General features: G+C 64.1%; 9 protein-coding genes. All 9 read right to left on the bottom strand.

Annotated elements, in window-relative coordinates; all coding sequences use genetic code 11:
• Positions 1-119: 119 nt before the first annotated feature.
• Positions 120-1,763, bottom strand: a complete 1,644-nt coding sequence (locus tag H6678_14995) for a hypothetical protein (protein MCB9475106.1) — start codon at positions 1,761-1,763, stop codon at positions 120-122.
• Positions 1,764-2,044: 281 nt separating this feature from the next.
• Positions 2,045-2,692 (bottom strand): hypothetical protein, encoded by a 648-nt coding sequence (locus H6678_14990; GenBank protein MCB9475105.1) that lies wholly within the window; start codon positions 2,690-2,692, stop codon positions 2,045-2,047.
• Positions 2,689-5,199, bottom strand: a complete 2,511-nt coding sequence (locus H6678_14985) for an adenosylcobalamin-dependent ribonucleoside-diphosphate reductase (GenBank protein ID MCB9475104.1) — start codon at positions 5,197-5,199, stop codon at positions 2,689-2,691. Before H6678_14985 ends, H6678_14990 begins: the two co-directional genes overlap by 4 nt.
• Positions 5,200-5,807: 608 nt before the next feature.
• Positions 5,808-6,569, bottom strand: coding sequence for a hypothetical protein (locus H6678_14980; GenBank protein ID MCB9475103.1), 762 nt, complete (start codon positions 6,567-6,569; stop codon positions 5,808-5,810).
• Entirely contained in the window at positions 6,553-7,428 is an 876-nt protein-coding gene (locus H6678_14975; protein MCB9475102.1) for a hypothetical protein, read from the bottom strand. Before H6678_14975 ends, H6678_14980 begins: the two co-directional genes overlap by 17 nt.
• Before the next feature lies 1 nt (position 7,429).
• Positions 7,430-8,824 carry a thymidine phosphorylase gene (locus tag H6678_14970; GenBank protein MCB9475101.1) on the bottom strand — a complete coding sequence of 465 codons (1,395 nt, stop codon included), beginning with the start codon at positions 8,822-8,824 and terminating at the stop codon, positions 7,430-7,432.
• Positions 8,821-9,567 carry a deoxyribose-phosphate aldolase gene (deoC, locus tag H6678_14965; protein ID MCB9475100.1) on the bottom strand — a complete coding sequence of 249 codons (747 nt, stop codon included), beginning with the start codon at positions 9,565-9,567 and terminating at the stop codon, positions 8,821-8,823. Before deoC ends, H6678_14970 begins: the two co-directional genes overlap by 4 nt.
• Positions 9,568-9,747: 180 nt before the next feature.
• The gene (locus H6678_14960; GenBank protein ID MCB9475099.1) at positions 9,748-10,017 is read right to left on the bottom strand and encodes a EutN/CcmL family microcompartment protein; all 270 of its coding nucleotides are present in this window, start codon (positions 10,015-10,017) and stop codon (positions 9,748-9,750) included.
• Complete coding sequence (glmM, locus tag H6678_14955) at positions 10,014-11,369, bottom strand: phosphoglucosamine mutase (protein MCB9475098.1); 1,356 nt, start codon at positions 11,367-11,369, stop codon at positions 10,014-10,016. The genes H6678_14960 and glmM overlap by 4 nt, the downstream gene beginning before the upstream one ends.
• Positions 11,370-11,421 lie beyond the last annotated feature (52 nt).

Genomic DNA, 11,421 nt, shown 5'->3' with positions numbered 1-11,421 from the left:
AACAGCAAGATTCAAGCCAGAAAGGACGGACTGTTTTTAAAGGACTTGGAGGAAGGGTTCTGTGTCTGCTGACGCCGGTGTCGGTCACGCGTGTCATTCGCAGACACCGCTGTCAGTCGTCAGGGCAGCAGGGTCACGGGCAGGATCAAAGGCAGGTTGGATCTGGCGTCAATCTTGAGGAAGTAACGCCCCCCGGAAATCGCGGGCAAGACCAGAGGAATGCTGCTTGCTCCCACTGCCCCAGCATCGAAATGCCACTCTGCGCAGCGCTGCCCCAGCAGGTTGTAAAGGGAAACCGAGGAGACTTGTGCACTGCGGCTTGCCAGGTGCAGTATCAATCGTCCGCCTGTGTTCGCGTCCACCCAGGCATCCACGGCACTATGTGAGTCATTCGACCTGGCCTTGGGAAGAATCGCGGTGACCGGTTCCCAGTCGGCAAGCCGGAAGGCGACCGGGTAATGGTTGCCATTGTCCGAGCCCAGAAACAGCCCGAGCATCGCTCCCCCGATGTGGACGAATTTCGGGGGAATGCTGGTGGCCGAGTAATCGTAAGGCCCCAGATAAAACTCTGACAGTTGCAGTTCCCCCGCTTCCATGCGGTACCTGAGCAAAAGGGGCTGACTGGTGGAAAATCGGATCAAGTCTGGCCCGACCATTTTCGCGACCGTGAGCGTCGTATCAAGTGGTATAAAAGCCACCTCATGATTCAATCCAGCATCAAAGACGCTCAAGCTCCCGCTCTGATCCGAAAACTCGTCACCCGCAAACACACAGAACAACTGCTCATCAAGCCATTGCGCGGCCATTGTGCCATTGGACTCAACATCCGTCGCAACAAGCTGAGCATCCATTTCTACTCCGGACAGCCGGTCCTGGCGTACAACAAGAACAGAGTCTCCGCTGGTTCGGCCCGCAAAGACCAGATTCTGACCATCCGAGTGAAGTTGGCGTACTTCCATCCCGAATGTGTTGTCAACTGCCCAATCAAACTCGGCATCATCTCCGATGAATGCAGATTTGATACCACCCCGCAGGAAAAATCCTCCTTCCACACTCTGAAGCAGATAGCGTGATTGGTCATCTACCAGCAATGTATCGAGATACACATCCAGCGTCAGCGCATCCATCAACACCAGACGATTCCCCAGATACCGTGCGGAATCCACATGTGCGTCGCTCACTCCATGAACGACAAGCAATCGGGAATCCGAAGCGACCATCGTGCGGTATGGCCCCAGAGCCAGACTGTCTTCCAGGGTGAACAGCACCTGCTCGGCCACGGGCAATAGATCATTGTTCGTATAGTCCGCCAGGATCCGATACACACTGATGGCATTGATGAATGGTCCCATAATTCCAGCCAAGTCAACTTCCATTTGATAGAAACTGCTGTGGAACCCTGAGCAGCCGAAGTTCAACTTTGCCACATGATTCTGTATTACTTGGTCAGTAATGAGCACAAGACCTTCGGGAGACACAACTGATCCATACGCATCATCGAAGAACGGAGGAGTATTGTCATTGAACGTCGCCCACCACGCCAGCATGTTTCCGTCACCCAGCTCGAGCGGTTCGCAGAAGTAACCGGGGGGCGTGTTGGTGTGCAGAGGCACGAACCAGTCGAACCGTGAGCTGTCGATCGGGGCCTGGGCCAGAATGTGTTGGGGCCAAAGGAAACTCAGCAGGACAAGCACAAGCAGGCGCGCGAGCTTCCCGGCATGGGCCCCTGTTCGGGAATTGGTGTTGGGGTGGCCTGTCAGCATGGCGCAAAAGCTAGACCGTGGCAGTCTGGAGCGCAAGCGAGAAGTGTCCCGGCAAATCGGCGATCCTGCCGTTGTCTCGGTCATGCGAACGCTGCAAATCATGCGGGCTGGACTCAGGAGGACAGGTCTGGTTGTTTCAGGTATGGGCTTCCGAGGCAGCGCGACCCATGCCGGGCGACGGTCTGGCGCCGTGAGCAAGTGGGGCATGGGAACACGACGGCCCGCCAGCGGTGCTGGCGGGCCGAGTTGTGCATGAAAGGGTCCGGGGACCCGGGGATAGGCTATTTGTCACACTTGCTGTAACCACAGAGCACGCAAGAATCGCAGCCGTTCTCCTGCTTGAGGCCGCGGTCGTTGCACTCGGGGCAGATCCGGTAGCGGGTGCCGGGATCGTTGACCACCACGCTGGACTCGGTGGCCATGGCGACGGGGGCCTTCTCGGGCTGACCGCCCAGGATGCCCACTTCCAGAAAGAACTGCTCGATCACGTCGGCCACTTCGGCGTAGAAGGACTGCACGAACTTGCCATCCTTGAAGAACCCGCCGTTGGGGTCGTGGATGCCGCGCAGCTCCTCGAGGATGAAGGCCGGGTCGGCCGTCTTGCGAAAGATCACGCTGATCAGGCGGGTCAGCACGGCGTACTCGGGGCTGCGGGTCAGGTCCTTGCTGTTGAAGAAGATCTCCAGCGGGCGCTTGCGGCCGTTCTGGGTGACCCAGCCCAGGGTCACGTAGACATTGTGCTGCACGAAGGCGCTGCGCAGGCGATAGACCCGGGCATCCACCACGTCGGGACGCTCGAGAATGACTTCGGTATTCACGGGCGCCGGTGCCGGCACCGCGGGTGCAGCTGCAGCGGGCGCCGTGGTGGCGGCAGGCGCTTCCGGGGGCATCTCTTCCAGGGTGAAGGTGGAGTTGTCGAGACGGATCACGCGTTCACCTCCTCGAAGAGCCCGCCCTGGAGCACGTGCTCCACGCTCAGGCCATTGAATTTCAGGTAGTGGTAGGGAGTGCTCAGGGTGCCGTCCGGCAGGCGCAGGATCTCGTCGCCGGCCACCAGCTGCTCGCTGTCGCCGACCCGCAGGCGGAACTGACGCTGGCGGAAGCGCTGGAATTCGGTGGGCTTGCCATCCAGACTGAGAATGGGTACCCGGCTGCCGTCGCGATACACCGTGACTCCCTTCAGGCCCATGCGCCAGGCATCGAGATAGATGTCGCTGATCACTTCGGGCTGTACGTCCTCGGGCAGGTTGAGAGTGCTGCTGATGCTGTGGTCGATGTAACGCTGGATCACGCTCTGGATGCGCACCCGGCGGGTGGGGTCCACATGGTGGGCCGTGCGGAAGAAGAAGGCCGGCAGTACCTGCTCGAGTTTGTCGGCACGGGCCACTTCCTCGTTCTTGCCCATCATGTCAATCCAGGCACTGATCGTGGAATGGAAGACCTTGAACTTCTGGTTGTCCAGGCTTTCCGTGCGCCGTGTGTAATGTGTGGCGAAGACCGGTTCGACGCCGCCGCTCACACCGATGTAGTTCTTCTTGCCCGCGCGGAAACTGAGCACGATGTTCGAGATGGTTCCGGTGGGTGCGATGCTCATGATGGCGATGTTGCGCAGCCCGTTCTTCGCCAGCTCGGCCTGGGTCTGGGGCGTGAGCGCCTGCTGGGCGAAGGGACAGTCGAGGTAACGGCGTGCGTCAAACACGGGGCTGGCGCCCTTCTCGGCGGCCAGTCCACTGCTGGTGGAATAGGCCACGTTGGTGATGAAGGCACTCAGGCGGCCGATGAGCTCGATGGCTTCTTCGCTGTCGTAGGGCATGCCCAGCTGGTACAGCATGTCGGCGATGCCCATGATGCCCAGCCCCAGCCGACGTGTTTCACTGGCGGCGGCCCGTTGCTTGCCCAGCGCGTTGAGGCGCTCGTTCCAGCTGACCACGTTGTCCAGGAAGCGCACCAGGATGCCGGTGGTGGAAGCCAGCTGGTCCCAGTCCACGGCGGCCCGGTCGGTATACGGATCCTTGACGAAACGCGAGAGGTTCAGGCTGCCCAGATTGCAGGCTCCGCCGTCTTCCAGCGGCACCTCGGCGCAGGGATTGGTGCTGATGATCGGCCGCCCCACATAGTTGCTGGGGCTGAAGCGGCTCATGGTGGTCCAGAAGATCAGTCCGGGTTCGGCCGTGCGGTAGTTGCCTTCCACGAAGACGTCCCAGATCTCGCGGGCCTTCACCAGGCGCCGGGTTTCACCCGAGGCCTTGTTGGCGAAATAGAGCAGGAAGTCGCCGCTCTGGCGGATGGCATACTCGAAGTCGGCGTCCTCGGCGCGTGCACGCAGCAGGACGTCGCCGTAGACATCCCGGCGGGCCGGATCGCTCAGGCTGGCTTCGTCCAGACTGCCGCTGCAGTGCTGGGCTGTCCATTCGCGCAGGTCGCGCAGGCTGGTGAGGTGAGCCGCCAGCTCATAGTTCTCGAGGGGGCGCGAGGGAATGCCCACGCTGTAATGCACATCGCCGTCCTGGGGCGCACTGAGCTTGCGCTCGAGACCCTGCTTGCGGTAGACGAGCCAGTCGCTCTCGCCGTAACGCTTCTGCTCCTCCACGGCGGCCATGAACTCGTCACAGGCCTTGATGGAAATGTTGGCGAAGCGCACCTGGGTGTTCTCGGCGACCTGCTTCTCCACTTCCTTGAGCTGGGGCTCGCTGAAGCGGCCGCTCCAGCGGCACTGTTCGACGATCTGCCGCGTGACCCAGTTGGGGTCCTTCTTGACCCGGATGAAATCGAGGATGTCGGGATGCTTGACATCAATGGTGAGCATCAGGGCACCACGACGGCCACTCTGGCCGATGAGGCCGGTGGTCATCGAGAACAGTTCCATGAAGGACACCGCACCCGTGCTGCAATCGGCCGCATTGTGCACCACGGCGTTGCGCGGGCGCAGGGGAGTCACGTCCACTCCGATGCCGCCCCCATAACTGTAGGTGCGCGCGCACTGGAAGGCCGTCTGGTAGATGCTGTCGATGGAATCTTCATCGATGCGTGAGACGAAGCAGTTGGCCAGGGTCTTCAGGCGGAAGAGATCGCCCGCGCCGGCCAGCACGCGGCCGCCCGGAATGAAACGCCCTTCGTGCAGTTCGGTGTAGAAGCGCTCGCCCCATTCGTTCATCGCGGGGCGATTGCTCTCGATGGCGGCCACGAAGGAGGCGACCCGGCGGAAGACGTCTTCGGGTGAGTGCTCGAGGGGATTGCCTTCCAGATCCTTCACGTAGTACTTGCGTGAATACACGCTGATGGCCAGCTCGTTGCCACCGAGGTAGTCCTCGTGGACGGGCAGCCGCCCCGCGGCCTGCTCGTCGGCAATGTGACGGTAAACGGCCTCGTAGTCCCGGGACCGGTCTTCACCGATGGCGCTTCTCATCTTGCCCTGCAGCGAGAACATGCCCAGCATGTCTCCTCCCGCGGGCTCCTGTTCCCACAATTCCCTGGACGGGGCGGGTGTCTTCACCTGTACAACTCCCCTTGCTTGTCGGGAAGGCCCCGGTCCCGTCAGCGTGCGACGGGGGACTTCCGATCGATACGATTGAGTTTCCCACAAAGGAACAACCAGCCAGGGACATTACCTGACGGCGGTCCGGATTGGATTCGATAATTGTGCGAAGCGGCCCAGGACATGAACGGCAAGGAGTGCCGTCACGCGGTGATGGATTCCGTCAGTCAGCGAAGCGGGCCGAAGCTGGCCGGACGCTTGCCGGGGGTTCGTTCAGGCTGGCCTGGCAAGCCGTTCCGCGCAAGCCACAAGATATGCCACAAACCGGCTTCAATGATACTACATGTTGTGTCCGGTGGCAACACGCCGAGCCGCCGGAAACCTGAAAAAAGCCCTTGTTACCTAACCGGATCAGCTAGCCACCGATGGGAGCTTCGGCGGGCTGTCTGCAGAAGTATGCACCCCGGAATTCAAGACCAATTAGAAATTATTTAGCAGGGGATAATTATCCAGACCGGCGTGTCAGGGACCGCCAGAGCTGGCTGGATCGCGGGGGAAATCAACCAGAGTCAGGGAGTACTCAGCGGACCGGCCGATTCCAGCGCGCAGGAGGCGTCGTAGAGGGGGCGCAGACTGCCGGCTTCCGGTCGAAGTTCCAGCACCTGGCGGGTGCCATCCAGAGCGTAGAAGCGGCCGTCGACGGACGAGCCGCAGAAACTCTGCAGTGGAGACAGGCGCGCCAGATCCTGCACTTCCACCGATGTGCCCACGCGCGTCAGCAGGATCAGCCAGCTGTTGCCGGCTTCCTGGCGCAGGGCCAGCAGATCGCCTGCGGACACATTGACCCGGGTGGGGCTGGTGAATGACACCGGGCTGAAACACAGCGAGGCGTACAACCCGGTGGGCAACAGCCACTCCTGGATCCGGGTCGCGCTGTCGCGATTGAGCCGGATCAGGGTGCGGTTGTCATCCAGCAGATAGAGCGAACCGTCCGGCGACGCTGCCAGAGACTGGGGGAAGGCCAGCGAGACGATGTCCCCGATGCGTTCGGTACCTCCGCCCCAGGGGCGCAGGCGCACCAGCTCATGGCTGGACTGGTCCACCCCGTAGACCCTGTCTTCACTGGCCACCGCGATCGAGACGATCTGCCGATCCTGGTAGCCAAAATCATCGCAGCCCTGCGATTCGGGCGTGAGCGCCAACAGGCTCTGCGACGACGTGGCGATGGTCCAGAGCCGCAGGTCCTCGCGGTGCTGCTCGGCGCAGCCCGTCAGCAGCAACACGCCCAGCAGCAGAGCACCCAAGGTGCGAGCCTCAGTCCAGTGCGACACGGTGCGACCTTCCTTCGACCTCAAGCTTCAGCCCGCTCCATTCCGGGCGCACCAGACACAGCACACGACAGGACTCGTTTCCGGGCACGGCCAGACATCCCAGCAGTTTCGCGGGCGCGCCATCCTCCTCGGATTTCAGCCCCTCGTCTCCAGGCATGACGGGCAGAACAAGGCAGCGCAGTTGCCAGCCCACCTTGCCGCGGCTGTCCATCCGGGCAATCACTTCCTGCCCCGGATAACAGCCCTTGGTGAACGATATCAGGCCAGCCAGCGGCGTGTACAGGGGATTCACGGAGAACTCGCTGCGCCAGAGCGGCAGTTCGCCTCCGTCCAGGAGCGCGCTCGCCCAGACACGGGAATCCAGAGGGCTGGCGGATTCCGTGCGCGCGGGCAAAGGTCCACGCACCAGAGACAGGGATGGCCCCAGCCTGAAGCTGTCGGCATCGCCCGGCAGGTCCGCACCCGTACTCCAGACCAGCCAGGCGGGACCGGTGGTGTCCTCCTCCAGCTGCAGATCTTCCATGAAGATCATCGAGTCGATGCGGGCCCTCACCGCGGCCAGGCGTTCTGGCGTGCAGGCGATCAGCGCTCCCTGCGGGTCCAGCCTCAGGGAGAGCCGGTCCAGCACCTGGCCATCCCGCTCCAGCAAAAGCTGGGGTTCACCCGGCGCAGCCGCGTCCACGGGCAGTGGGCGCACGTCGCTGGCGCACAGTCGCTGCAGCAGGTCGCGAGCCTCTTCGGGGGCTCCGCGCAGGCGCAGGAGTGGCGCGTGTGCCAGGGGAAGAATCGCACTGGAACCCGTGGTCCAGGGCTGACAATTCGCGGGTAGCAAAGGGAGATTCAGATCGGGCAGGGACATCTCACTGGGTCCAGAGCGGATGAGGACGCAGGCCCAGGCCCACCCGGTCGCGCAGCTCGCGCCACTGCTCGGGGCTGAAGGGGGCGTCGATGCAGGCCAGCAATCGCTCGGCGTGATCGCTCGTGGGGGCGTCATCTTCAATCGTCCAGGCGGCCAGGGCGATCTTCGCCCGCTCTTCCAGGTCGACGTTGGCCGGGCCGACGTAGAGATCCGCCAGCGCCTCGCCCGCACGCACCCGGTCACCCGGCTTGCGGTGCAGCGTGATGCCCGCCAAGGCATCCACCGAGTCCTCGCGGCGCTGGCGTCCGGCTCCCAGTGCCACGGCGGTCTGGCCAATCAGGCGCGCATCCAGGCCCGTGATCCAGCCCGCACGCGGGGCGGTGAGTGTGATGCCCGATTGAGGGCGCGGCGCGTGGTGCAGGTGCTGCAGCCAGTCGGTCTCACCGCCCTGGGCGGCCACCGTATCCACGAAAACCTGAAAGGCTCGGCCGCTGTCCACGGCCTCGCGCAGCATCAGAAGCCCTTCTTCGGCGGTCTGGCAGCGGCCCAGAGTCATCAGGCCGGCCACGCCCAGGGCGTAGGTCACGTCCATCAGGTCGGCGGGACCGTGGCCCTGCAGGCACTCGACACACTCCACCAGCTCGTTCCAGTTGCCCACCTGGCGCCCGAGAGGCACATCCATGGCCGTGATCAGCGCGGTGGCAGGCTTGCCCCCCGCACGGCAGATGGCCACCAGAGCTTCCGCCAGCTCGCGGGCTTTGGGCATGCTCTGGAAGATCGCCCCGCTGCCGCACTTGACATCCAGCACGAGGCAGTTGAGTCCTTCGGCCAGTTTCTTGGAGAGAATGGACCCGCAGATCAGCGGCACGCTCTCGACCGTGGCGGTCACGTCGCGCAGGGCGTAGAAGATGCGGTCGGCGGGCACCAGATCTTCGGTCTGGCGCAGGATGCAGAGGCCCGTGCGGCGCAGGATTTCTTCCATCTGGGCCTGGGGTTGGCCCAGTTCGATGCCGGGCAGCGACTCCAGCTTGTCCACCGTGCCGCCCGTGTGTCCCAGGCCGCGGCCCGTGATGGTGGGCACGGTCAGCCCGCAGGCGGCCCAGAGTGGGCCCAGCACGAAGGTCACCTTGTCGCCCACGCCCCCCGTGCTGTGCTTGTCGATCACGGGCCGGTCACTGAAGCTCATGTCCAGCACTCGCCCGGAATTGAGCATGGCCTCGGTCAGGGTCCAGGTTTCTTCAGGGGTCATGCCCTTGAAGTAGATCGCCATGAACCAGGCGCTCAACTGCGCCGGTTCGACGCTGCCGTCGAGCGCGCCCGCGACCATGAAGCGAATCTCTTCGGCCGTGTTCTCGTGTCCGCCTTGCTTGCGCTGGATGACCTGATATGCGCTCACGGGCGTCCACCCACGATGGCCACGCTGGCACTGGCACCCAGCCGATCGGCACCCGACTCGATCATGCGCACGGCATCTTCGAAGGTGCGTACTCCGCCGGAGGCCTTGACCCCCATGCCGGCACCCACCACGCGCCGCATCAGGGCCACGTGTTCGGCCCGCGCACCCGCACTGCTGAAACCGGTGGAGGTCTTCACGAAGTCGGCTCCGGCCCGGCGGCAGGCCAGGCAGGCACGCACGATCTGTTCTTCGTCGAGCAGACAGGTTTCAAGGATCACCTTGGTCAGCACCTTGCGGCCGGCGGTTTCCACCACACCGCGGATGTCGTCCTCCACGGCGGTCCAGTCGCCGCTCTTGATCCAGCCGACGTTGATCACCATGTCCACCTCGGTGGCACCGTCGCGCACCGCCTGACGGGTTTCGGCCACCTTGACCCGCGGACTGGAGGCCCCCAGCGGGAAGCCGATCACGGTGCAGGTGCGCACGTCGCTGCCTTCGAGCAGGCGCGCGCAGAGCGGCACCCAGCAGGGGTTGACGCACACGCTGGCGAAGCGGTGGGTGCGGGCTTCCTTGCAGAGCTGCTCCACGGATGTGCGACAGGCATCGGCCTTGAGCAGAGTGTGGTCGATCAGGCGCGAGATTTCTGAACGCACCTGGCCGATCAGGCCGATGGTGCATGAGACACGGTCGGCCCCGCAGGCGATCGCGCCATCCGGGGAATAGCCACAGGCCGAGCCCGCCATCGCCGGCAGGTCGGGCTGGGCCCAGCTGGCCCGCTCGGGCATGGCCGGTGTGCCGGCGGCCGGGTCGACCGTGGACGGGGCCTTGGCACCCAGCATTTCCTGGATGATCCGCTCGAGCTGTTCGTCCTGTGCCATGCAGTTCCTCGCTGTTCCATGGGACCCGCGCGGGTCCGGACCACGCTATTCCGTGTGCCAGTCGTCCACCACGCCCACGATCACCGCCTGCACGGGGATCCGGGGATTGTCGAGCAGCAGCCGGGCGCCGCCGCCTTCCTTGTTGATCAGCACCTTGTCGCCCTGTCCGGCGTCCACCGTATCCAGGGCGATGTAGGGGTCGCCCAGCAGGCTGCCGTCGAGATCCGTGTCGGTCACCAGCAACAGCTTGTACCCCACGAACTCCGGGTTCTTGAGCGTGCTCACCACGGAGCCGGTGACGGTGGCGATCTTCACGCGCCGGTCGGCAGCGCCGCGCGCAGCTCGTTCACCAGCGCACTGGCCGCCTCCCGCGTGGGAGCTTCGGCGAAGATGCGCAGGATGGGTTCGGTATTGCTGCGCCTGACCTGAACCCAGCTGCGGCCATCGGGCTGGAGGAACTTGAGGCCATCGGTCTCGTCCATGGGGCGATCGGCGAAGCGTTCGCGCAGGGCGTTGACCGCGGCCTCACCGTCCAGAGTGCCCAGTTCGACCTTTTCCTTCACCATCTGATAGGTGGGCAGTTCCTCGCGCAGGGCCCGCAGGCCGATGCCGTTCTCGAGCATGTACTGCAGCACCAGCGCCAGACCCACGGGTGCATCACGCCCCAGGTGCAGGTCGGGCAGAATCACTCCGCCGTTGCCCTCGCCGCCGATCACGGCACCGCTCTTGCGCATTTCAATGCTGACATTGATCTCGCCCACGCGTGTACGATGCAGGGGCACGCCGGCTTCGGCGCAGACATCGTCCATGATCGCGCTGCTGGACACATTGACCGCCACGGGGCCCTTGCGATGGGCCAGCACGAAGCGGGCGCAGAGCGCCAGAGTCTGCTCTTCGCCCAGGGGCACGCCTTTGGCATCCACGAGGGCCAGGCGGTCGGCGTCGGGGTCCACGGCAAAGCCCAGATCGAAGCCGCCTTCGGCCACCACGCGGCTCAGTTCGGTGATGTTCTCGGGCGTGGGTTCCGCCTCGCGGAAGAAACGCCCGCTGCCGTCGCAGCCGATCTTGACCACATCGCAGCCCAGCTCCTGCAGCAAGTGTGGCAGCATGGCGCTGCCGGCGCCGTTGACGCAGTCCAGGGCGACCCGGAAGTTGCGCTTGCGCAGGGCGGGCACGTCCAGCAGATCCAGCGCCAGAATCCGGTTCACATGGATCTCGAGCGCGTCCTCGCGCAGGCTCAGGCTGCCCATGCGCGACCAGTCGGCGTAGCTCGGGCCTTTCTCGGCCAGTTCCAGATGGCGTGCGGCCTGGGCCGGATCCAGAAAGAGTCCGTCACGATGGAAGAACTTGAGCGCGTTCCACTGGATCGGGTTGTGGCTGGCCGTGATGCAGATGCCGCCGTCGGCGCCCAGTTCCTCGACCATGATCGCCACGGTGGGAGTGGGCACCACGCCCACGTCCACGATCGTGCAGCCGGTGGCCATCAGGCCGGCAATCACGGCCTGGCGCACCATCTCCCCCGTGGGCCGGGTATCACGCCCGAGCACCACGGTTCCGCCTTCGCAGTAGTTGCCGAATGCGGCCGCGAAGCGTGCGCACTGCTCGGGATCAAGTCCGTCGCCCACCACCCCGCGGATTCCGGAGATGGATTTCATCAATTGGCTCATGGTGCCTCCTTGGGCCGGCTTCGGAGGGAATGCCGGCTGAAAACATGCCGGG

It is taken from the genome of Candidatus Delongbacteria bacterium (assembly GCA_020634015.1).
Classification (GTDB): Bacteria; CAIWAD01; CAIWAD01; order CAIWAD01; family CAIWAD01; genus JACKCN01.
Note: the sequence above shows the minus strand (reverse complement) of the source record. Positions and strands in the feature narration are given on the sequence as shown.

Bases quoted from the DNA above. Each gene is read 5' to 3' on its own strand.
- glmM (MCB9475098.1), bottom strand. From the start codon at position 11,369: ATGAGCCAATTGATGAAATCCATCTCCGGAATCCGCGGGGTGGTGGGC.
- H6678_14995 (MCB9475106.1), bottom strand. From the start codon at position 1,763: ATGCTGACAGGCCACCCCAACACCAATTCCCGAACAGGGGCCCATGCC.
- deoC (MCB9475100.1), bottom strand. From the start codon at position 9,567: ATGGCGGGCTCGGCCTGTGGCTATTCCCCGGATGGCGCGATCGCCTGC.
- H6678_14975 (MCB9475102.1), bottom strand. From the start codon at position 7,428: ATGTCCCTGCCCGATCTGAATCTCCCTTTGCTACCCGCGAATTGTCAG.
- H6678_14985 (MCB9475104.1), bottom strand. From the start codon at position 5,199: ATGCTGGGCATGTTCTCGCTGCAGGGCAAGATGAGAAGCGCCATCGGT.